The sequence below is a fragment of the Caballeronia cordobensis genome (genome assembly GCF_001544575.2).
GTDB lineage: Bacteria > Pseudomonadota > Gammaproteobacteria > Burkholderiales > Burkholderiaceae > Caballeronia > Caballeronia cordobensis.
On record NZ_FCNY02000020.1, the window covers coordinates 58,003 to 80,717 of the forward strand.

Consider the following 22,715-nt stretch of genomic DNA (forward strand, 5'->3'; position numbering starts at 1 on the left):
AGCGAAAAATGCCGGCGCTCCGGTCCTACGATGAAGCCATGTCAACGCCACGTCACGGAGGACTCACGCATATGGACCGTTTCGATCCCGCCAGCATCGGCATCAGGAGCGGGCATTTCATTGGCGGCGAACTGATCAATGCGGGCCCGTCGCGTATCGAAGTGTCGCGGCCGTCGGATGGCGTCGCGTATGCATCGGTGCCCGTCGCCGATGAAGGAATGATCGACTACGCCGTGCAGAACGCGTATGGCGCGTTCAAGACGAGCGACTGGGCCCGCCGCGCGCCGCGCGAGCGCGCACGCGTGCTCCGCAAGTTCGCCGATCTCGTCGCCGCCGACGCCGCCCGTCTCGCGCCGCTCGAAGCGCTCGGCTCGACGCGCCCCGTGCGCGATGCGTACCACTGGGACGTGCCGTTCGCTGCGGAAAGCATCCGCTTCTATGCCGAGTTCGCCGACAAGATCGGCGGCGATGTCGCGGCGACGGAGCATCGTCATCTCGGCATGACGATCGCCGAGCCGTATGGTGTCATCGGCGCCATCGCACCGTGGAATTTTCCGCTCGTGATGGGCGTCTGGAAGGTCGCGCCCGCGCTCGCTGCGGGCAATGCCGTGGTGCTCAAGCCCTCGGAGATGACGCCGTTCAGTGCGCTGCGTCTCGCGGAACTGGCGCTGGAAGCGGGCGTGCCGCCGGGCATCTTCAACATCGTTCAGGGCGATGGCCGTATCACCGGCGATGCGCTCGTGCGCCATCCGCGCATCGGCAAGGTGACCTTCACCGGATCGACGCGCACCGGCGCCGCGATCATGGCCGCGTGCGCGGAGACGGGCACGAAGCCCGTCACGCTCGAACTCGGCGGCAAGAGCCCGCAGATCGTGTTCGCCGATGCGCCGCGCATCGATGACGTGGCGCGGCGCATCGCGGGCGCGATCACGGGCAACGCGGGACAGGTGTGCGTCGCGGGCTCGCGGCTGCTCGTGCAGCGCGCCATCGCCGATGAACTCGTCGAACGCATCGCGCGCGTGTTCAGCGAACTGAAGGCCGGCGCGACATGGGCCGCGGGCACGACCTTGCCGCCGATCATCTCCGAGCCGCAGGCGCAGCGCATCGACGGCATCGTTCAGCGCACGATCGCTACGGGCGCGAGCTTGCGATGCGGCGGCACGCGCGCGGATGCCGCGACGCCCGGCGCGTTCTACTCGCCGACCTTGCTCACGAATGTCACGCAGGAAAGCGAAGCCGTGCGCAGCGAGATCTTCGGCCCGGTGCTGACCGTGCAGTCCTTCGACACCGAAGAGGAAGCGCTCGAACTCGCCGCGCATCCCGAGTACGGTCTCGCCGCCGGCGTGCATACCGCGGATATCGGCCGCGCGCTGCGCATGGTGCGCGGCATCGAAGCGGGCACCGTGTGGGTCAACCGCTACGGCCGCACGAGCGACTTCGTGATTCCGACCGGCGGCTACAAGCGTTCGGGCATCGGCAAGGATCTCGGGCGGCAGGCTTACGAAGCGAATCTGCGCTTCAAGAGCGTGCTCATCGACACCGAAGGATGATGCGCACGACCGTGCAAAAACGCGCCGCATTTTGTGCTGCGGCGATGCCTCAAAACGCATGACTTGTATCGTCGCAGGGCACGCATTCGACGCCACCCGTCATTTTTGCCTTGTTTAAATTTTCATAACGGTTTCGCTGTTCACCGTTTTCACCTTCATCACACGACAGGACCGACACCATGATCGATTTCGAGCCGAAGTACATCACGTTCGACTGCTACGGCACGCTGACGAAATTCCGCATGGCCGACATGGCCCGCGAGATGTACGGCGACCGCCTGCAAGGCGACGACCTGGAGCAATTCGTCAAGTTCTTCTCGGGCTACCGGCGCGACGAAGTGCTCGGCGCGTGGAAGCCTTATCGCGACGTGATCGTCAATGCGGTGCGTCGCACCTGCGCGCGCATGAACGTGGAATTCAACGAGGCCGAAGCAGAAAAGTATTATCTCGCGGTGCCGACGTGGGGCCCGCATCCGGACGTGCCGGAAGGCCTCTCGCGGCTTGCGACGAAGTACAAGCTCGTGATTCTGTCGAATGCGTCGAACGATCAGATTCAAAGCAACGTCGACAAGCTCGGCGCGCCGTTTCATCGGGTGTTCACGGCGCAGCAGGCGCAGTCGTACAAGCCGCGCATGCAGGGCTTCGAGTACATGTTCGACCAGTTGAACTGCAATCCGGAAGACGTGCTGCACGTTTCGTCGAGCCTGCGCTACGACCTGATGACCGCGCACGACATGGGCGTCAAGCACAAGGCGTTCGTCAAGCGCGGCCACGAGCCGGGCACGCCGTACTACGAGTATTACGAAGTGGACACCATCGGCGATCTCGCCACGCAGCTCGGTCTGTAACACGCACTCCTTCAAGCGAGCGATGCCGATGAAACTCGACTCCTACTGGCTCGATACCGCGCCCGCGATGACGTTCGCGTGCGAAGGCCCGGCCGACGGTCAGGCCGATGTCGCCGTGATCGGCGGCGGGTTCACGGGCCTGTCGGCGGCGCTCGCATTGGCCAGGCGCGGCGCGTCCGTCGTCGTGCTCGATGCCGGGCGCATCGGCGGCGGCGCGTCGGGCCGCAACGGCGGGCAGTGCAATACGGGCGTCGCGCAGGATTATGCGGCGCTGCGCGCGCAACTCGGCGTCGAGCGTGCGCAAGGGTGTTATCGCGCGTATGCGGCGGCTGTCGATACCGTCGAGCGTCTAATCAAGGAAGAGGGGATCGATTGCGACTATCTCGCGTCGGGCAAGCTGAAGCTCGCCGCGAAGCCGCATCATCTCGAACACATCGCGAAGACCGCCGAGCTGATCCGGCGTGAAGTGGACCCGGACATCGATTTGCTCGATCGCGAACGGGTCCGCGACGAAGTGCAATCCGACGCCTTTTACGGCGGCTTGCTGCAACGTCACGGCGGACAGATGCATATGGGCAAGTTCGCGGCCGGACTGGCGCAAGCCGCGTCTCGCCGGGGCGCGCGTCTTTACGAACATGCCGAAGTCACGGCGATCACGAAAGAAGGCGGCGGCTGGCGCATCGATTCGAAGCGGGGCAGCTTGCGCGCGAAGCAGGTTTTGATCGCGACGGGGCCGTCGAAACATGGCCCGTTCGCGTGGTACCGGCGCAGGCTGGCGCCGGTCGGCTCGTTCATCATCGTGACGGAGCCGTTGCCTCTGCAGCAGTTGCAGCAACTGCTGCCGAACCGGCGCTCGTACACGACGAGCCGCCTCATGCACAACTATTTTCGCGTGACGCCCGATGCGCGCCTGCTGCTCGGCGGACGCGCGCGCTTCACCGCATCGGAACGTCCTTCGGATGCGAAGAGCGGACGCATTCTGCAGGCCAATCTCGCCGCCATCTTTCCGGCGCTGGCCAACGTGCGCATCGACTATTGCTGGGGCGGTCTCGTCGATATCACCGCGGACCGCCTGCCGCGCGCGGGCCAGCACGACGGCCTCTATTTCTCGATGGGCTACAGCGGCCACGGCACGCAGATGTCGACGCACATGGGCCAGGTCATGGCCGACGTGATGAACGGCAACGCAGACGCGAATCCGTGGCGCGATTTCGACTGGCCCGCCATTCCCGGCCATACGGGCAAGCCCTGGTTTCTGCCGCTCGTCGGCGCGTATTACTCGATCAAAGACGTCTTCTATTGAAGCATCGAAGCAAAGACAGGCGGCCGCCATTCCATAACGAGCCGTCGAACATCCACAAGCCCTTATCGCGGAGAAGTTCATGAGCATCGACACATCGCCTGAAGCACTTGCCCATGCCGATGCAGGCAAACGGCTCGAAGAACTGACGCGCCGTGGCGCGTCGCGCCGCAACGTCCTGCGCGCGATGGCCGCGGGCGGACTGCTTACCGTGACGGGCACGGGGCTGCTCTCCGCGAGCGGCGCGGCCTTCGCGCAGGACAAGCCGAAGCAGGGCGGGCGCATTCGCGTGGCGACGCAGTCGTCGTCGGCGGCGGACACGCTCGATCCGGCGAAGGGCTCGCTCGGCACCGACTACGCGCGTGGATTCATGTTCTACAGCGGCCTGACCGAACTCGACAATCATCTCGGCGCGAAGATGGCGCTCGCCGAATCGCTCGAAACGAAGGACGCGACCGTATGGGTCGTGAAGCTGCGCAGCGGCGTGCAGTTCCACGACGGCAAGTCGCTCACGCCGCAGGACGTCATCTACTCGCTGATGCGCCATAAGGACCCGGCGGTCGGCTCGAAGGCGAAGACGCTCGCCGATCAGTTCAAGGAGGTCAAGGCGACCGGCCCGAACGAGCTGACCATCACGTTGACGGGCGCGAACGCCGATCTGCCCGTGATTCTCGCGGACTCGCACTTTCTCATCATCAAGGACGGCACGACGGACTTCAAGACGGCGGTCGGCACGGGCCCGTTCAAGGTCAAGGAATTTGCGCCGGGCGTGCGTACGGTCGGCGTGCGCAACGAGAAGTACTGGAAGCCGGGGATGCCGCATCTGGACGAGGTGGAACTGATCGGCATCGCGGATGAGCCCGCGCGCGTGAACGCGCTCATATCGGGCGACGTGCAGCTCATCAACGCGGTGAGCGCGCGTTCGACCGAGCGCATCAAGGGCACGCAGGGTTTCGCGGTGCTCGAAACGAAGACCGGCCAGTACACCGATCTCATCATGCGCGACGATGGCGGCATCACCGGCAACGCCGATTTCCGCCGCGGCATGATGTATCTGATGGACCGCGAGCAGATGAGGAAGACGATCTTCCGCGGCTATGGCGCGATCGGCAACGATCAACCGATCGATCCGACCAACAAGTACTACATGACCGGCCTGCCGCAGCGCGCGTTCGATCCCGAGAAGGCGAAGTTCCATTTCCAGAAAGCGAAGGTCGGCAACACGCCGATTCAGTTGTATGCGTCGCCGGCAGCCGAAGGCTCCGTCGAAATGGCCGTGCTGATGCAGCAGGTCGCGCCGCAGGCGGGCATCAATCTGCAGGTGACCCGCGTGCCGTCCGACGGCTACTGGTCGAACCACTGGATGAAGCATCCGCTCGGTTTCGGCAACATCAACGCGCGCCCGAGCGCGGACGTGATCTTCACGCAGTTCTTCAAGTCCGACGCGCCGTGGAACGAAGCCAACTGGAAGAGCGCGCAGTTCGATCAACTGCTCGTGAGCGCGCGCGGCGAGCCGGACGACGCCAAGCGCAAGAAGCTCTACGGCGACATGCAGGAGCTCGTGCACAAGGACGGCGGCATCGGCATTCCGATGTTCCAGAGCTCGCTCGATGCGCACACGACGAAGCTGAAGGGGCTCGGCGGCATTCCGCTCGCGGGTCTGATGGGCTGGATGTTCGCGGAGAACGTGTGGCTCGACGCATGAACGTGCTGTAGCACCGGACGCGCGCCGCCGCTTTGCATGGCGGCGCGCGATGACAACCTTCAACGAGAGGCGATATCCGATGAAAGTTCATGCGCAACGACTCGTCGCCGCGCGCTTCGGCCTCGCGCTGCTCACGCTGCTGATCGTGTCGATGGTGGTGTTCGGCATTACCGGTCTCTTGCCGGGCGATGCCGCGCAACAGGCGCTCGGCCAGGCCGCGACACCGGAGCAGGTGGAAGCGCTGCGTCATCAGTTCGGCCTCGACCAGCCCGCGATCACGCGTTACATGCAATGGCTCGTGCATGTCGTGACGGGCAACTTCGGCACGTCGCTGTCGAACAATCTGCCCGTGAGCGAGCTCATCGCCACGCGTCTGCCGAACTCGCTCGTGCTCGCCGGGCTGACGGCGCTCGTCTCGGTGCCGGTCGCGCTTTTCATCGGCATTGCATCGGCGATGTATCGCGGCTCGCTCTTGGATCGCACGCTCAACGTGCTCACGCTTTCGACCGTCGCGGTGCCGGAGTTTCTCGTCGCGACCATCGCGGTGCTGATCTTCGCGGTGAAGCTGCGCTGGCTGCCCGCGCTGTCGTATCTCTCGGATGTGTCGTCGTTCGGCGGGCTCGTGCGCACCTATGCGATGCCCGTGATGACGCTGTGCTGCGTGATCGTCGCGCAGATGGCGCGCATGACGCGCGCGGCGGTGCTCGATCAGCTCAACGCGTCGTATGTGGAAATGGCGCTGCTCAAGGGCGCGTCGCCCATGCGGATCGTGTTGCGCCACGTGTTGCCGAACACCATCGGGCCGATTGCGAACGCGGTCGCGTTGAGTCTCTCGTATCTGTTCGGCGGCGTGGTGATCGTCGAATCGATCTTCAATTATCCCGGTCTCGCGAGCCTCATGGTCGATGCCGTCACCAATCGCGACATGCCGCTCGTGCAGGGCTGCGTGATGGTGTTCTGCGCGGCCTATCTCGCGCTCGTGCTCATCGCCGATCTGGCTCAGATCGTCTCCAACCCGAGGCTGCGTCAACGATGAATCGGAACGTCACTACTCACGCCACGACCGTGCTATACGACCAGCCACCCGCCGATGCACCGCAAGAGCAGGCACCTGTTGCAATCAAGCGCAGCGTGTTGAACCGGCTCGTGCATCGCTTCTCGGTGCTCGGACTGATCGGTCTTTTCATCGTCGTGTTCTGGCTCGCGGTCGCGTTCGTCGGGCCGGTCGTCGCGCCCTACAAGGGCGGCGCATTCACGTCGACGGAAATCTTCGGCTCGTATAGCGCGGCGCATCTGCTCGGCACCGATTACCTCGGCCGCGACATGCTGAGCCGCATTCTCTACGGCACGCAATACACGGTCGGGCTCGCGCTCGCATCGACGGTGGCGGCAAGCGTCATCGGCACCTTCTTCGGGCTGATCGCGGCGGTGTCGGGCCGCTGGGTCGATGAAGTGCTGAGCCGTCTCTTCGATGCGCTCATCTCGATCCCGAGCAAGATTCTCGCGCTCGTCGTGATCGCGGCCTTCGGCTCATCCATTCCGATGCTGATGATGGTCGCCGCGCTCGCCTACATACCCGGCGCGTTCCGCATCTCGCGCTCGCTCGCGGTGAACATCATGACGCTCGAATATGTGCAGGTCGCGAAGGCGCGCGGCGAGAAGCTGTTCTACATCGCGCGCGTGGAAGTGCTGCCCAACATGATTCATCCGATGCTCGCGGATTTCGGCCTGCGCTTCGTGTTCATCGTGCTGCTGCTCTCCGGGCTGAGCTTTCTCGGTCTCGGCGTGCAGCCGCCGAACGCGGACTGGGGCTCGCTCGTGCGCGAGAACATCGGCGGCCTGGCCGAAGGCGCGCCCGCCGTGCTGATGCCCGCGGTCGCGATCGCGACGCTCACGGTCGGCGTCAATCTGCTCATCGACAGTCTGCGTCGTCATGGCGCGCGTTCGCATGGAGGCGGCCAATGAACATGATCGAAGTGAAAGGCCTGCGCGTCGTCGCGGGGCACGCGCCGGACCCGGTCGTCGAGATCGTGAAGAGCGTCGATTTCACGGTGAAAAAAGGTGAGGTGCTCGCGCTGATCGGCGAATCGGGATCGGGCAAGACGACCATCGCGCTGTCGCTGCTCGGGCACGCGCGCAACGGTTGTTCGATTGCGGGCGGCTCGGTGAAGATCGGCGATACCGACGTGCTCGCGCTCGACGAAAAAGGCCGCCGCGCATTGCGCGCGCGCACGGTCGCCTATGTGGCGCAGAGCGCCTCGGCGGGCTTCAATCCCGCGCGCACGATCATGGATCAGGTGACGGAGCCGGCGCTGCTGCATAAGCTCTTGAGCGCTTCCGCGGCGAGAGAGAAGGCCATTGGCCTCTTTCGCGCGCTCGCGCTGCCGAATCCGGAAAGCATCGGCGACCGTTATCCGCATCAGGTCTCGGGCGGCCAGTTGCAGCGTCTGATGGCGGCGATGGCGCTCATCACCGATCCCGCTGTCGTCGTGTTCGACGAACCCACGACCGCGCTCGACGTGACCACGCAGATCGAAGTGCTCGCGGCATTCAAGGGCGTGGTGCGCGAGTTGGGCACGACGGCCGTGTACGTCTCGCACGATCTCGCCGTGGTCGCGCAGATGGCGGATCGCATCGTGGTATTGAACGGCGGCCGCGTGCGCGAGAACGGCGCGACCGCGCAAGTGCTCGATGCGCCCGCCGACGATTACACGCGCGAGCTGCTCGCGGCGACGCGCCGCCCGGAAGTCGCGATTAATACGGATAACGAATCGAATAGAGCGCCGCTGCTGGAGATTCGCAACCTGAGCGCAGGCTATGGCCGCATCGATGCCGACGGCGTGCCCGCCGTGCGCGTGCTCGACGACGTGAGCCTGAAGATCGCGCGCGGCGCGACGCTCGGCGTGATCGGCGAATCGGGCTCGGGCAAGACGACGCTCGCGCGCGTGATCGCGGGCCTCGTCGATCGCGCGCGCGGCGACGTGCTGCTCGACGGCAAGCCCTTGCCCGCGAAGTTGTCGGAGCGCACGCTCGATCAATACCGGCGTGTGCAGATCGTGTTTCAGAACGCCGATACCGCGTTGAATCCGAGCCGCACCATCGCCGATATTCTCGCGCGCCCGATGAATTTCTATCACGGCCTGCGCGGTCCCGCCGCCAACAAGCGCATGCTCGAACTGCTCGATCTGGTGAAGCTGCCCGCATCGATCGCGAAGCGCCAGCCTGGCGGTTTGTCGGGCGGACAGAAGCAGCGCGTGAATCTCGCGCGCGCGCTGGCGGCGAATCCCGAGCTCATTCTCTGCGACGAAGTGACGTCCGCGCTCGATACGGTCGTCGGCGCGGCGATCCTCGATCTGCTCGCGGAACTGCGCCGCGAGCTGAAGGTGTCGTACATGTTCATCAGCCACGACATATCGACGGTGCGCGCCATCTGCGATGAAGTCATCGTGCTGTATGCGGGGCAGTGCGTGGAAGCGGGTCAGCGCGAGGCGCTTTCGCATCCGCCGTATCACCCGTACACGGGGCTGCTCGTCGATTCGGTGCCCGCGCTGCGCCCCGGCTGGCTCGATTCGCGCCGCGCCACGGCGCTCGCCGCATTGCCCGCGCTCGGGCCGGAAAGCGATGCGCGCGAACTGTGCAGCTTCCGTTCGCGCTGCGCCGCGCGCATCGACGGCAAGTGCAACGTCACGCCGCCCGCGAAGAAGACCTTGCCTTCGGGCGCGGAGATTCTGTGCCATCACAGCGCCGCCGATCTCGCGCGCATGCAGTCGACGGATACGGTGACGGCATGAGCGGACGCTTCGTCAGAGTCGCGGAACAAGGACGCAGGACGTTCGAGATCGTCATCGACGGCCAGCGCGCGCTCGCAGCCGAAGGCGATACCTTGATGGTCGCTCTGCTGACATCGCAACACGACTTGCGCGACTCCGAATTCGGCGATGGCCGCCGCGCGGGTTTCTGCGTCATGGGCGCATGCCAGGATTGCTGGGTGTGGACGGCAGACGGCGAACGCGTGCGCGCCTGCACGACGCAAGCGCTCGAAGGCATGTCCGTCGTCACGCGTCTTGCGCAAACGGAGGGCGTATGGCCGCGACCGTGATCGTGATCGGCGCGGGTCCGGCAGGCGTGCGCGCGGCGCAGGCGCTGGCCGAGGCGGGCTTGCGCCCCGTCGTTATCGACGAAGGCAGAAGGGACGGCGGGCAGATTTATCGCCGGCAACCCGAAGGATTCACGCGCACGTACGAAACGCTGTACGGCACGGAAGCCGGGCGCGCGCATGCGTTGCATCGCGACTTCGATGCGTTGCGCGCGAAGATCGACTACATGCCCGATACGCTCGTGTGGAACATCGAGCCGAACGCCGTGCACGTGATGAACGGCACGCGTCATCGCAAGCTCGCCTTCGATGCGCTCATCGTCTGCAGCGGCGCGACCGATCGGCTGATGCCCGTGCCCGGCTGGCATCGCGCGGGCGCGTATAGCCTCGGCGGCGCGCAGGTCGCGCTGAAATCGCAGGGCTGCGCGATCGGCTCGCGCGTCGTGATGATGGGCACGGGACCGCTGCTCTATCTCGTCGCCGCGCAATACGTGAAGGCGGGCGCGACGGTGAGCGCGGTGCTGGATACATCGACGTTCGCCGAACGCTTGCGCGCGTTGCCGCAACTGCTCGCGATTCCATCGGCGCTGAAGAAAGGCATGGCGTTGATGCGCGTGCTAAAGGAGGCGCGCGTGCCGGTTCATCGCGGCATCGTGCCGGTCGAGATCGAAGGCTCGCCCGAACATGGCGTGCAAGGCGTGCGCGTCAGGCAGGCCGATGGCGCGATGCTGCATGTGCCGTGCGATGCCGTCGCGCTCGGCTATCACCTGCGCTCCGAAACGCAGCTCGCCGATCTCGCGGGCTGCGAATTCCGCTTCGATCATGCGTTGCAGCAGTGGCTCCCCATCGCCGACGAAGATGGCCGCAGCAACGTGAAAGACGTCTATCTCGCGGGCGACGGCGCGCGCGTGCGTGGCGCCGACGCGGCCGAACGCGCGGGCAGGCTCGCCGCATTGGCGGCGCTGAAAGACCTGAGCCTGCCGCACGACACCGCCGAAGCGAACCGCTTGCGCACGCAGCTCAGCCGCTATACGCGCTTCGCCGCGGGTTTGCGCACGGCGTTTCCGTGGCCCGCGCGTTTCGCCGCCGCGTTGCCGGACGAAACGATCGTGTGCCGCTGCGAAGCGATTACGGCGGGCGAGTTGAGACGCGTCGTCAACGAGATGGGCGCGAAGGAAGCGAATCGTGCGAAGGCGTTTTCGCGCGTCGGCATGGGGCGGTGCCAGGGCCGCTTCTGTGCGCATGCGGGCGCGGAAGTCATCGCTGCCGAAGCGCGCGTGCCGCTCGAAGCGGTGGGCCGCCTGCGCGGGCAGGCGCCCGTCAAACCGTTGCCGATGGCGCTCGCGCCGCACGACATGGAGACGAGCGAATGAGCGAGCGCGCCGATGTGATCGTGATAGGCGGCGGCATCGTCGGCACGACGACCGCTTTCTTTCTGAGCCGCCGCAAGCGCTCCGTGATTCTGCTCGAACGCGGCCTGACCGGACAGCAGGCGAGCGGCGTGAACTTCGGCGGCGTGCGCCGTCAGGGACGCGCGCTCGAACAACTCGCGATGTCCAACCGTGCGCTCGAAACGTGGCGGCATGCGCGCGAATGGCTCGGCGAGGATGTCGAGTTCCTGCCTTCGGGTCATACGCGCGTGTGCTATCACGCGCACGACGCCGAATACTTTCATCGCTATGCTGCCGATGCGCGCGCTTATGGCCTCGATCTCGACGTGCTCGAAGGCGCCGCGATGTTCAGGCGCTTTCCGTTTCTCGGGCGCGATGTGCTTGCCGCATCGATCTCGCCGCTCGATGGCCACGCGAACCCGCGTCTCGCCGCGCCCGCTTTCGGACGCGCGGCGGCACGGCTTGGCGCGCGCATCGTCGAGAATGCGGACGTGGTGCGCGTGGAAAAGGAAGCGGGCGGCTTTCGCGTGGAAAGCGCGGCGGGCGACGTGTATCGCGCGGAGCAAGTGCTGATTTGCGCGGGCGCATGGGCCAACCTGTTATCGACGCAATTCGGCGAACCGGTGCCGCTCATGGCGCGCGGCCCGCAGATGGCCGTGACCGAACCCGTGCCCTACGTGTTCCCGTTTTCGATGGGCGTGTACACGTCGATCAAGGCAGAAAGCGTCTATTTCCGGCAGATTCCGCGCGGCAATATCGTGCTGGGCGGCGGCCCGCCCGGTCCCGCGAATGCCGATACGCGGCGCGCATCCGTGCTGCCGGAACACACCGTCGCGCAGATGGCGCAGTTCCGCCGCATGGTTCCCGCGATGCGTCCGCTGCATGTAATTCGCGTATGGAGCGGCGTGGAAAGTTATCTGCCGGATTCGGAGCCGGTTATCGGCCCGAGTTCGAAAGTCGATGGCTTGTTCTATGCGTTCGGCTTCTCCGGCTCGGGATTTCAGATCGGTCCCGGCGTGGGCGAAACGCTTGCCGAACTGCTCGATACCGGCAGCACGCCGATCGATCTCGCCTCGTTTTCCATCAGACGATTTCAACGCGCAACGTCGACGAACCCTGAAATCGTCACATCCGAGACTTCGCCATGAGTCAAGCCAATCTCGTCGACGCGCTCGCCTATATCGAAGCCAATTTCGACAAGACCGTGAGTCTCGCGCAACTCGCGGATCTTTCGGCGCTGAGCGTATCGCGTTTCGCGACCGTGTTTCGCGAGCAATTCGGGTTGTCGCCGTATAAGTACTTGTGCGAATTGCGCGTGCGCCGGGCGCAAACGCTCTTGCTCGCGGGCGTGCCGGGCTCCGTCGTCGCGTCGGAAGTGGGCTTCTTCGATCAGAGTCATCTGGCGCGGCATTTCAAGCGGCTATGCGGCGTGACGCCGAGCGCATTCGTCGAGCGAGCGCGCAAGAAAGCGCGCTCAGCCGAGCTCGATGCCGGTCTGATGAAGCGCGTCGCGCAAGCCGAGCCGCGGATACTGGCTTTCGACGATGCGCATGTCGCTTAGCGCTTCCTGAATGATCCACGCGCGCACGGCGGCGACGATGGGCCGCACGGGCTGATTCGGCGGCGTGAGCAGGCAGCAGCGGCGGCTCGTGACGATCAGCTCTTCTTCGGCCGGCACGAGCGTGCCTTGCGCGAGCCAGTGCGAGGTCACGTTGAGCCAGCCGAGCGCGATGCCCTGGCCGAGCAGCGCCGCCTGCACGACGATCGCGTAATCGTTGAAGCTCAGCATGCCGGCCGCGTGGCGCTCTTTCTTCGCAAACGCATGAAAACGTTCGTGCCAGCCGCGCTCTTCGTCGTCCATGACGATGACGGTATCGCCATGCGCGCGTCCTTCCTCGGTCCGCGCGGTTTCGTGATAACGCGGATTGGAAAGCGGCAGCAGCATTTCGGGCATGACGAGCACGGCGTACTCGTCGATCTCTTCATCGTGCAGAAAGCGCATGCCGAGATCGACATCGACGAGCGGCCCGCCTATGCGCCCCGATATCAGCTGAAAGCGCAAATCGACCGAAGGAAACGCCTGATTCAGCCGGCTCATGCGCGGCATCAGCCAGTGCGTCGTAAAGCCGGTGGAAACGGACAGCGTGACGGTTTCGATGCCGGTCGCGCGCGCCTCGATTTCACGGATCGCGCTTTCTATGCCGCTAAAGCCTTCCGATATCTTGTGATAGAGAATCTTGCCGCTTTCCGTCAGTTCGATACCGCCGTGCACGCGCTCGAAAAGCCGCACGCCGATATGGTCTTCCATGCGCGCGAGCATGCGGCTGACGGCCGGCTGACTGACATAAAGCTCCTGCGCGGCACGCGTGAAATTACCGCAGCGCGCAGCGGCTTCGAATACGAAAAGCGCGTTCGCGCTCGGCAGTTTTCTGCGAAGGTTTGGCATGACTTCATGTTATGCCCGATCCAACAATTTTGGAATTGCCGTCAAAAACTTCGCGACTTAGTATTTTCCCAACCTCTCCTTTTTCGATGAGACGAACGTCATGGACGCACGAGCAAAGACAGGCGTGTCGATCAAGGCCGCGACCAAGCGCTATGGCGCGGTGACGGCACTCGAAGACGTATCGCTCGATATCGCGCCGGGCGAGTTCGTCTCGCTGCTCGGACCGTCCGGCTCGGGCAAGACCACGCTGCTCGGCATTCTCGGCGGCTTCGTGCAGCCGTCCTCGGGCAGCGTGTGGGTCGGCGAGCGTGACATAACATTTGCGCCGCCGCACAAGCGCGAAATCGGCATCGTGTTTCAAAACTACGCGCTCTTTCCGCACATGACCGTGGGCGAGAACGTCGCGTTCTCGCTGCGCGCGCGACGCGAGCCGAAATCGACGTGGGCGAAACGCGTTGCGGAAGCGCTCGCAATGGTCGAGCTCAAAGGGTATGAAAGCCGCAGCATCCATCAGCTTTCGGGCGGACAGAAGCAACGCGTCGCACTGGCGCGCGCGATCGTCTTTCAGCCGCAACTCATTCTGATGGACGAACCGCTCTCCGCGCTCGACAAGCAATTGCGCGAGACCATGCAGATCGAATTGCGCAGGCTGCACCGGCAACTCGGCGCGACTATCGTCAACGTGACGCACGATCAGCGCGAAGCCCTCACCATGAGCGATCGCGTCGCGGTATTGAAGGACGGCAGGCTCGTGCAGATCGATACGCCCGAACGCCTCTACGACCGGCCCTGCGATGCGTTCGTCGCGAGCTTCATCGGCGAAGCGACGATGCTCGATGTCGTGCGCGCCGGCGACGATGCCGTGCGTCTCGGCGATACCGTCCTGCGCACGGCGCACCCCTTGCCGCGCGGCGAAAAGCTTCTGCTCGCGGTGCAGACGGAAAAACTCGTCATCGACGGCGAGCATCGTCATGCGAACGCCAACCGTCTTTCGTGCCGTGTGACCGAAGTGCTTTATCAAGGCGAGAGCCTGCGTGTGTTCGCCGCGCTCGCCGACGGCACCACGATCAGTCTTCGCCAGCCCGGCAGCCACGAAGCGCGCCAGCGCATTCCGGCCCCAGGCGCGTCGATGACCGTCGCGCTCGATCCGCAGGACACGATCGTCGTGCCGGCCTGATTTCATTTTGACCGCCTGTGCACGGGCGATTTCGACTGCCAACGTAGATGCGCAACCCGTAAAGGATGAAGCAAACATGAATCTCACCGATTTCAAGGTTCTGACGTTCGATGTCGTGGGCACGCTGATCAACTTCGAAAAGGGCGTGCTGGATTCCGTGCGCCGGCTCGGCGGCCCGAAGGCGCAAGACCTGACCGACGATCAGATTTTCGAGCCGTACATGGAAGGGCGCGCGATCCATCCGGGACGCTCCAGTCATGAAATGGCGAACGTGTATGTGCATCTCGCGAAGAAGCTCGGCTTGCCCGCCGATGCGCAATCCGCCGCGGCATTCCAGCGCGACGTGCTCGAATGGCCCGCGTTCGAGGATTCCGTCGCGGCACTGAAGCGCCTGCGCAAGCACTTCCGCCTCGTCGCGATGACGAACGCGGACCGCGTCGCATTGTCGGCGTATGCGCACACGCTCGGCAATCCGTTCGACGACACCGTGTGCTGCGACGAAACCGGCGTCGCGAAGCCCGATCCGCAATTCTTCGCGTATAACCGCGGACGTCAGGCCGCTTTCGGCTACAAGTTCGAGGAGATTCTGCATACGGCGCAGAGCCAGTATCACGATATCGGCATCGCGACCAGGCTCGGTTATGCGACGTGCTGGATCGAGCGGCGTCAGGGCATGAAGGGTTTCGGCGCGACGCCCGTGCCCGAAGCCGTCACGACGCCGACATGGAAGTTCGCGACGCTCGCCGCGCTCGCGGATGCGGTCGACGACGAAGTGCGCGCCACCGCCTGACCATGCGCGCTCCGACGACACAGCCGCGCCCGCAACCCGAATCGCTGTGGCGGGCGATGGCCGCGCGTATCCCCGCGATGGATGCGCCGGTGAGCACGGGTGCGCCGCTCGCACGCGATATCGATGTCGAAGTCGCGATCATCGGTGCGGGTTATTCGGGTTTGAGCGCCGCGTATGCGCTGCAAAAGCGCGGCGTCGAATGCGTGGCGCTCGATGCGAATCCGGTCGGCTGGGGCGCGAGCGGGCGCAATGGCGGCGTGGTGTCGTCGAAGTTTCGCGTGTCGTTTCCGGCGATGGCGAGCGCGCATGGCATCGATGTCACGAAGCGCATGCATCGGCTCGCGCATGACGGCGTGCGCACCGTCGAGATGTTTATCGACGAATTCAAGCTGGAGCGTGCGCGCTTCGAGCACACGGGCAGCCTGCGCTGCGCGCATACGGAACGCGCGCTCGAGTCGATATGCGCCGAAGCGGACTGGGTGCGCACGGCGCTCAACGATACGTCGATGAGCGTGCAATCGCGTGCGCAAGTGGAGCATGAGACCGGCTCGAAGGGCTTCGTCGGCGGCGTGCTGAGCGCGGACGCGGGCACGATCTTGCCGCTGGAATACGTGCGCGGCATCGCAGCCGGTCTCACCGCGCGCGGCGTGTCGATCTACGAGTCCACGCCGGTCATCGAGATGACGCGCGAGCGGGATGGCCGCGTGCTCTTGAAAGCGCCGGGCGGCACGGTGCGCGCGAAGCAGGTGATCGTCGCGACCAACGCGTATTCGAATCTGACCGAGGCTACCGCTTCCTATCATCGCGAACTCGTGCCGTTCAGAAGCGCGATGATCGCGACCGCGCCATTGCCGCCCGAACTGGATCGCGAACTCATGGTCAACCGGCGCAGCTATACCGAAACGCGCCGCATGATGAAGTGGTTCCGCAAGGTGGATGGCCGCATGCTCTTCGGCGGGCGCGATGCGTTCGGCAAGGAAGGCGAGCCGACCGGCTTCGATGCGCTGCAACGCGCAATGGTCGCGCTTTTTCCGCAGTTGAAGGGCGTGGCGGTGGACTATCGCTGGTCGGGTTACGTCGGCATGACATTCAATGCGCTGCCGCATGTCGGCCGCAGCGATAGCGCCACCACGTTCTGTCTCGGCTATAACGGCGCGGGCGTGGCGATGGCGAGTCTCGTCGGCCAGCACGCGGCGGCGCTCGCGCTCGGCGACACGCCGGAACTCGCGCTGCTCGCACAGGACGGCTTGCGGCCCGTGCCGTTTCACGCGCTGCGCGCGCCGGGCGTGAGGCTCGTCGCCGCGTGGTATCAGTTTCTCGACGCCGTGGGTGCATGATGACGACAGCCAAACGGATTCTCCAGGACACCGCCCCGATGCATTCCGCGACGCTCGACCCTTCGGTGCGCCATCAGCGTCGCGAAGACCGCACGATGCTGCTGTTGATGGCGCCCGCGCTGCTGGTGATCGTCGTGCTGCTCGTGGCGCCGCTCGCGTGGCTTTCGTGGCAATCGTTCTATCACGATGGCGTGTTGTCGCTCGCGAACTACGAGCGCGTGTTCACGGGCGCGTATCTCGACACGTTTCTTCTGACCTTCAAGCTCAGTTTCATCGTGACGGCCATCACGTTGCTGCTCGGCTATCCGGTCGCGTATTTCGCGGCATCGATATCGCCGCGATGGAGCGCGCTCGTGCTCGGCATGGTGATCCTGCCGTTCTGGACCAGCGTGCTCGTGCGCACGTATGCGTGGCTCGTGCTGTTGCAGCGCACCGGTCTCATCAACAAGACGTTGCTCGGCATGGGCCTCATCGACCGGCCCTTGCAGCTTTCGTATAACCAGTTCGGCACCATCATCGCGATGGTGCATATCCTGTTGCCGTTCATGGTGCTGCCGCTCTACTCCGCGATGCAGAAGATTCCGCAGAATCTCTCGCAAGCCGGCGCGAGCCTCGGCGGCTCGCCGCTGCATGTCTTCCTGCGCGTGTTCTTGCCATTGTCGATGAGCGGCGTGCTCGCGGGCGTCACGCTCGTGTTCGTGCTGTGCCTCGGCTTCTACATCACGCCGGAGCTGATGGGCGGCGGCAAGTCGATGATGGTCTCGATGATCGTGAGCCGCAATGTCGAGATCTATAACTCGTGGGGCGCGGCGAGTTCGGTGAGCGTGGTGCTGCTCATCTGCGTGTTCGCGATCTTCTATGCGGTGAGCCGCGTGATTCCGCTCGAAAAGACGCTGGGGGCGAAATGAATCGCTTATCGTTTGGCCGCGTGACGCTTGGCGCGTCGGTGATGCTGATCCTCGCGTTCCTGATGATCCCCGTGGTGATCGTCGTGCCGCTGTCGTTCTCGGATGCGCGCTTCCTCACTTTTCCGCCGCCCGCGTATTCATTGCGCTGGTATCACGCCTTCTTCGATAACCCCGCGTGGATCGACGCCGCCAAGACGACTTTCGCGGCGTCGTCATGCGCGGCGCTGATCGCGACGCCGCTCGGCATCGCGGCGGCATACGGCATTCAGTACGGATCGCACTGGTCGTTGCGCTACTTGCGCCCGCTGCTGATGCTGCCGTTGATGGTGCCGATCATCATCGTCGCGGTGGGCGTGTTCTTCGTCTTCACGCAGATGGGCTATGTGAACACGCTCGGCGGTCTTATCATCGCGGACACGATGCTGGGCCTGCCGTATGTGCTGATCTCCGTCGGCGCGGATCTGCGCACCTTCGACCGCACGCAGGAAATGGTCGCGCGCAGTCTCGGCATGAACCGCTTTCGCGCCTTCATGGCGGTGACGCTGCCGCAGATCAAGGCGAGCGTGATTTCCGCCGCGGTGTTCGTGTTCATTCAGGCGCTCGACGAAACCGTCGTTGCGCTGTTCATTTCCGGCGGCAATAACCAGACGCTCACGCGCCGCATGTTTGTCACCTTGCGCGATGAAATCGATCCGACCATTGCGGCCATCAGCACCATGCTGACCGCGTTGACCTTGTGTCTCGTGATGATCGTCGTCGTGAGCCGGCGTTCGTCGGCCGCGGCGCGGGCCTGATACTTACACCACCGAAGCCATGCGACATCTACAACAGTTCTATATCGACGGCGAATGGGTCGAACCGTCCGGCAACGCGCGCTTGCCTGTTATCGATCCGAGCACGGAAGAAACGATCGGCGAAGTCGCGCTCGGCGATACGCATGATGCCGATCGCGCGGTGGCCGCTGCGCGGCGTGCATTTGCATCGTATTCGCAGACGCCGGTCGAAGCGCGCGCCGCTTTGCTTCGACGTCTGCTCGATGCGTATCTCGCGCGCTATGACGAGATGGCCGACGTCATCATGCGCGAGATCGGCGCGCCGGCGAAGCTATCGCATGCCTGGCAGGCGGCGCTCGGCAAGCGGCATATCGAGGAAACGCTGCGCACGCTCGAACACTTCCAGTGGCAGCGCAAGAAGGGCACGACGCTCGTGAATCACGAGCCGGTCGGCGTGGCCGCGCTCATCACGCCGTGGAACTGGCCGATCAATCAGATCGTCTGCAAGGTCGCGCCCGCGCTTGCGGCGGGCTGCACGGTCGTGCTCAAGCCGAGCGAAGTGTCGCCGATGAATGCGGTGTTGTTCGCCGAGATCGTCGATGCGGCGGGTGTGCCCAAAGGCGTTTTCAATCTCGTCAACGGCGATGGCCCGACGGTCGGCGCGGCGCTTGCCGCGCATCCGGATGTCGATATGGTGTCGTTCACCGGATCCACGCGCGCGGGCATCGAAATAGCGAAGCTGGCCGCGCCGACGGTGAAGCGCGTGCATCAGGAACTGGGCGGCAAATCGGCCAACATCCTGCTCGACGATGCCGATTTCGACGCCGCGGTAACGGCGGGCGTGAACGCGTGCTTCAGTAACAGCGGTCAGTCGTGCAATGCGCCGACGCGCATGCTCGTGCCCGCATCCCGCCACGATGAAGCGGTGGCGATTGCGTTGCGCGCGGCGCGGAAGCATCGCGTGGGTCCCGCCAGCGATCCCGCCACGACGATGGGTCCCGTGGTCAGCGATGTGCAATACGGGCGCGTGCAGAAGCTGATCGGCATCGGCATCGAGGAGGGCGCGACACTGGTGACGGGCGGCGAAGGACGTCCCGATGGACTCGAACGCGGCTATTACGTGAAGCCCACCGTGTTCGCTGGCGTGACGCCCTCGATGACCATCGCGCGCGAGGAAATCTTCGGGCCGGTGCTCGCGATCATGCCGTATCGCGACGAGGAAGAGGCGATCGCTATTGCGAACGATACGCCCTATGGGCTCGCGGCCTACGTGCAGTCCGCGGATCAGGCGCGCGCGCGGCGCGTGGCGCTGAGCATGCGCGCGGGCAGTGTCTATGTGAACTATCCGGCGTGGGACCCAGGCTCGCCGTTCGGCGGCTATAAGCAATCGGGCAACGGGCGCGAGTATGGCGAGTGGGGGCTGGAGGCGTTTTTGGAGGTGAAGGGGATCGTGGGGTATGGCGAGTAGTCGAGCGTATGCGCGGCGGCTTCGCGTTTGTCGGGCGATGTGCCACGCAACCCCTCCGCCACCCGCTCCGCGATCATGATCGTCGGCACATTCGTATTGGCGCACGGAATCGAAGGCATCAGCGAGGCGTCGCACACATGCAGTCCTTCGACGCCATACACCGCGCCACATGAATCCGTCACCGCATAGGCATCGCTCGATGAACCCATGCGGCACGTCCCCGATGGATGCCACGTGCCGCCGACATTGCGCATGACGAACGCGGTCAGCGCGTCGTCATCGCCAAGCAGTTCGCCGATGCTCACGCCCTGGGTCACGACGCCTTTGATCAACGCGCCGCGCATCGGTCCGGCGATATCGAGCAGCGCACTCAGCATGCCGCGCTGCGCCGCGTTCCATGCGCCTGGAACCGCAACCGCCGCGACGCGTGGCGAATAGCTCGATGGAAAGATCACATCGCGATGCCCGTTCATCGAAGGCGATGCCAGCACGGCAGCGCCGAAGCGCAACGCGAGCTTGAGCCGTTCCAGATCGCGCGCATCGGAGAGCATTGCGAACTCGACGATGGGTTCATCGAACACATTCGCCGATGCGAGCGTCACGCGTCCGCGCGAATACGACTTGTTGACCCAGAAGAAGATCGTGCCGAGCCGATAGCCCACCGAATGCCAGCCCGAACGCGAGAGAATCGCGCCGTGCATGTCGCCTTGCACGGTGCCGGGCAAGCCGGAGGAGAAGCGCACGATCGCCTGCTCGTGATGTTCGTCGGGAAACGGCGTGCGCGCGGCGCGCGGCAGAAACGCGGACACCGCGATCGACGGATGCTCCATCAGATTGCGCCCGACGCCCGGACGATCCGCGCGCACGTCGATGCCGAGCGCGGCGAGTTCATCGGCGGGACCGATGCCGCTTCGCATCAGCAACGCGGGACTGTGTATCGCGCCGGCCGATACGATCACGCGCCGCGCATGCACGTCTTCATGCGTGCCGTCGTCGCGGACGATGCGCGCGCCGATCGCACGCGTGCCGTCGAACAGAATGCGCTCGATGACTTCGCCCGTGCGTATTGTCAGATTGCTGCGCGCGCGAGTCGCATCGTCGAGATAGCAGACCGATGTGGGAATGCGTTCGCCCTTCGCGCTGACCGCGATCGAACCGATGAACGTGCCGTCTTCCCACGGACCGTTCTGATCGTCGTGCATCGCATGACCGCTTTGAGCGAGCGAAGCGAGGACCGCGCGCACGAACGGTGACACGCGCGGCCATGCGGCGCGTTGAATGCGCAACGGTCCGTCGCCGCCATGCAGCTGGCCGCTGAAATCGCAATCCGTTTCGAGCCTGCGAAAGTAGGGCAGGCAGCTCTGCCAGTTCCAGCCTTGCGCGCCGAGCGCTTCCCATTCGTCGTAATCGGCGGGCGAGCCGCGATTGGCCATCAACGCATTGATGGCCGAGCCGCCGCCCAGAAGCCTCGCCTGTTCATAGCGGCGCAACGAAGCGGAACCGCTCATGCGCGCTTTCAGCGCTTGCCAGATATTGCGCGTGTCGAGATAAGCGCGGCCGGGATAGCGGCTGCGAATGGCGTCGGGCATCGTGCGCGCGGAGATGTCGCGGCCCGCTTCGACGAGGCACACGCTCGCACGCGCATCTTCACTGAGGCGCGCGGCCAGCACGCAGCCGGCCGAGCCGCCGCCCAGGATCAGCGTATCGAACACGTGAAACGCAGCGTTATTGCATGAACTTGAGCCAGCGCGCCTTCGCCTGAATGCCCGGCTCGGACGCCCACCATTCTTCCGACAACAACGCCTGTTTCGCGGCATTCGCAGGCGCGCTCGGCAACTCGGCCGCACGCTTGTCGCTGATCTTGCCGGTCTTGAACGCGGCCGGGTTGCCGGGTCCGTAATCGATATAGAGCGGCAGATTCGCCTGCAATTCCGGCGATACCGCGGCGTTCAGGAAGCGCACCGCGTCGTTCATGTTCGGCGCGTTCTTCAGAATGCAAAGCTGCGTGTTTTGCAGAATGCCGTCGTTGAAGGTGAAGGCGACATCGGGGACGTCTTTCATCACGGCGCTCGCGCGGCCATTCCAGATCATCGTCATATCGACTTCGCCGTCGTGCAGCAATTGCGCCGACTGGCCGCCGGACGTCCACCATACCGTGACGTTCGGCTTGATCTCTTCGAGCTTCTTGAATGCGCGATCCACATCGAGCGGATACAGCTTGTCGCGCGGCACGCCGTCGGCGAGCAGCGCGGCTTCGAGCACGGTCATCGGGTCATTGCGCAAGGCGCGCGTGCCGGGGAAATTCTTCACGTCCCAGAAGTCTTTCCAGCTTTGCGGGACCTTCTTCAGGGTCTTCTTGTTATAGCCGATGACGGTCGAATAGAACTCGTAGGCCACCGAATACGGCGTGCGGTATTTCTCGGGAATCGCGGCGGCATTGGGGATCTTCGAGAAATCGAGTTTCTCCAGCAGGCCTTCGCGTCCGCCGCGCAGGCAATTGGATGTCGGCGTATCGACGACATCCCAGATCGGCTTGCCGGTCGAGCCTTGCGCCTTGATCTGCGGCCACGCATCCGGAATGCTGTCCTGATTGATGGTGATGCCGAGCTCTTTCGCGGCGGGGTCGAGTATCGCCTTCGTCTGCGCTTCCTGATACGCGCCGCCTTGCGACACGAACGTGATCTTGCCCGCGGCGAACGCCGGCGCCGCGCCCGCGAGCGAGAGCATCAGCGTCATGGCCAAAGGGCGAAGCGGGGAGCGCAGGCAGCGGAACCTTGCAATCTTCATCACGGCGTTATCCTCGACAAGGTTGATGCAGTGGACGTCTTGCAGGTCGCGTCGTCCCCGCCTTCAGCGCCAGGCGGGGACGACGCGGGGATGATTAAAAATATATTGAGTCAAATAGATGGGGGCAACGCCGGAATTG

General features: G+C 64.5%; 20 protein-coding genes. 17 read left to right on the top strand and 3 right to left on the bottom strand.

From position 1 onward, the window contains the following. Nucleotides 1–71: 71 nt before the first annotated feature. The 11 genes from AWB70_RS29695 (at nt 72) to AWB70_RS29745 (ending at nt 12,451) form a co-directional block, all read left to right on the top strand. The gene (locus AWB70_RS29695) at nt 72–1,550 is read left to right on the top strand and encodes an aldehyde dehydrogenase family protein (RefSeq protein ID WP_053570710.1); all 1,479 of its coding nucleotides are present in this window, start codon (nt 72–74) and stop codon (nt 1,548–1,550) included. 179 nt (nt 1,551–1,729) lie between these two features. Next, nucleotides 1,730–2,398 carry a haloacid dehalogenase type II gene (locus AWB70_RS29700; RefSeq protein ID WP_014193711.1) on the top strand — a complete coding sequence of 223 codons (669 nt, stop codon included), beginning with the start codon at nt 1,730–1,732 and terminating at the stop codon, nt 2,396–2,398. Nucleotides 2,399–2,426: 28 nt separating this feature from the next. Continuing rightward, nucleotides 2,427–3,701 carry an NAD(P)/FAD-dependent oxidoreductase gene (locus AWB70_RS29705; RefSeq protein WP_053570777.1) on the top strand — a complete coding sequence of 425 codons (1,275 nt, stop codon included), beginning with the start codon at nt 2,427–2,429 and terminating at the stop codon, nt 3,699–3,701. Nucleotides 3,702–3,780: 79 nt separating this feature from the next. Further along, a complete protein-coding gene (locus tag AWB70_RS29710; protein WP_053570709.1) occupies nt 3,781–5,403 on the top strand; it encodes an ABC transporter substrate-binding protein in 1,623 nt (540 codons plus the stop codon). A 79-nt stretch (nt 5,404–5,482) separates the two neighbouring features. Then, nucleotides 5,483–6,439: an ABC transporter permease gene (locus AWB70_RS29715; protein ID WP_014193708.1), complete on the top strand. Its 957-nt coding sequence runs from the start codon at nt 5,483–5,485 to the stop codon at nt 6,437–6,439. Further along, on the top strand, nt 6,436–7,368 hold the full coding sequence (locus AWB70_RS29720; protein WP_014193707.1) for an ABC transporter permease: 933 nt from the start codon (nt 6,436–6,438) through the stop codon (nt 7,366–7,368). Before AWB70_RS29715 ends, AWB70_RS29720 begins: the two co-directional genes overlap by 4 nt. After that, on the top strand, nt 7,365–9,194 hold the full coding sequence (locus tag AWB70_RS29725; protein ID WP_053570708.1) for an ABC transporter ATP-binding protein: 1,830 nt from the start codon (nt 7,365–7,367) through the stop codon (nt 9,192–9,194). The genes AWB70_RS29720 and AWB70_RS29725 overlap by 4 nt, the downstream gene beginning before the upstream one ends. Then, the gene (locus AWB70_RS29730; RefSeq protein ID WP_053570707.1) at nt 9,191–9,502 is read left to right on the top strand and encodes a (2Fe-2S)-binding protein; all 312 of its coding nucleotides are present in this window, start codon (nt 9,191–9,193) and stop codon (nt 9,500–9,502) included. The genes AWB70_RS29725 and AWB70_RS29730 overlap by 4 nt, the downstream gene beginning before the upstream one ends. Further along, entirely contained in the window at nt 9,487–10,872 is a 1,386-nt protein-coding gene (locus tag AWB70_RS29735) for an FAD/NAD(P)-dependent oxidoreductase (protein WP_053570706.1), read from the top strand. Before AWB70_RS29730 ends, AWB70_RS29735 begins: the two co-directional genes overlap by 16 nt. Then, entirely contained in the window at nt 10,869–12,038 is a 1,170-nt protein-coding gene (locus tag AWB70_RS29740) for an NAD(P)/FAD-dependent oxidoreductase (protein ID WP_053570705.1), read from the top strand. The genes AWB70_RS29735 and AWB70_RS29740 overlap by 4 nt, the downstream gene beginning before the upstream one ends. Then, entirely contained in the window at nt 12,035–12,451 is a 417-nt protein-coding gene (locus AWB70_RS29745) for a helix-turn-helix domain-containing protein (RefSeq protein WP_053570704.1), read from the top strand. Before AWB70_RS29740 ends, AWB70_RS29745 begins: the two co-directional genes overlap by 4 nt. On the opposite strand, the gene AWB70_RS29750 is transcribed toward AWB70_RS29745, so the two are convergent. Beyond that, nucleotides 12,365–13,336, bottom strand: a complete 972-nt coding sequence (locus tag AWB70_RS29750; RefSeq protein ID WP_045456380.1) for a LysR family transcriptional regulator — start codon at nt 13,334–13,336, stop codon at nt 12,365–12,367. The two genes, AWB70_RS29745 and AWB70_RS29750, sit on opposite strands and share 87 nt — an antisense overlap. Before the next feature lie 100 nt (nt 13,337–13,436). Here AWB70_RS29750 and AWB70_RS29755 point away from each other — a divergent pair, with 100 nt between their 5' ends. The 6 genes from AWB70_RS29755 (at nt 13,437) to AWB70_RS29780 (ending at nt 19,789) form a co-directional block, all read left to right on the top strand. After that, nucleotides 13,437–14,513, top strand: a complete 1,077-nt coding sequence (locus AWB70_RS29755; protein WP_053570703.1) for an ABC transporter ATP-binding protein — start codon at nt 13,437–13,439, stop codon at nt 14,511–14,513. 76 nt (nt 14,514–14,589) lie between these two features. Further along, nucleotides 14,590–15,303, top strand: coding sequence for an HAD-IA family hydrolase (locus tag AWB70_RS29760; RefSeq protein WP_053570702.1), 714 nt, complete (start codon nt 14,590–14,592; stop codon nt 15,301–15,303). Between the two features lie 2 nt (nt 15,304–15,305). Further along, on the top strand, nt 15,306–16,640 hold the full coding sequence (locus tag AWB70_RS29765; protein WP_053570701.1) for an NAD(P)/FAD-dependent oxidoreductase: 1,335 nt from the start codon (nt 15,306–15,308) through the stop codon (nt 16,638–16,640). Beyond that, entirely contained in the window at nt 16,637–17,548 is a 912-nt protein-coding gene (locus AWB70_RS29770; RefSeq protein ID WP_053570700.1) for an ABC transporter permease, read from the top strand. Before AWB70_RS29765 ends, AWB70_RS29770 begins: the two co-directional genes overlap by 4 nt. After that, complete coding sequence (locus AWB70_RS29775; protein WP_014193697.1) at nt 17,545–18,342, top strand: ABC transporter permease; 798 nt, start codon at nt 17,545–17,547, stop codon at nt 18,340–18,342. Before AWB70_RS29770 ends, AWB70_RS29775 begins: the two co-directional genes overlap by 4 nt. Before the next feature lie 19 nt (nt 18,343–18,361). Continuing rightward, entirely contained in the window at nt 18,362–19,789 is a 1,428-nt protein-coding gene (locus AWB70_RS29780; RefSeq protein WP_053570699.1) for an aldehyde dehydrogenase family protein, read from the top strand. On the opposite strand, the gene AWB70_RS29785 is transcribed toward AWB70_RS29780, so the two are convergent. Beyond that, complete coding sequence (locus tag AWB70_RS29785) at nt 19,699–21,501, bottom strand: GMC family oxidoreductase (RefSeq protein ID WP_053570698.1); 1,803 nt, start codon at nt 21,499–21,501, stop codon at nt 19,699–19,701. The two genes, AWB70_RS29780 and AWB70_RS29785, sit on opposite strands and share 91 nt — an antisense overlap. Nucleotides 21,502–21,514: 13 nt before the next feature. Then, nucleotides 21,515–22,525, bottom strand: coding sequence for an ABC transporter substrate-binding protein (locus AWB70_RS29790; protein ID WP_231927897.1), 1,011 nt, complete (start codon nt 22,523–22,525; stop codon nt 21,515–21,517). Nucleotides 22,526–22,715 lie beyond the last annotated feature (190 nt).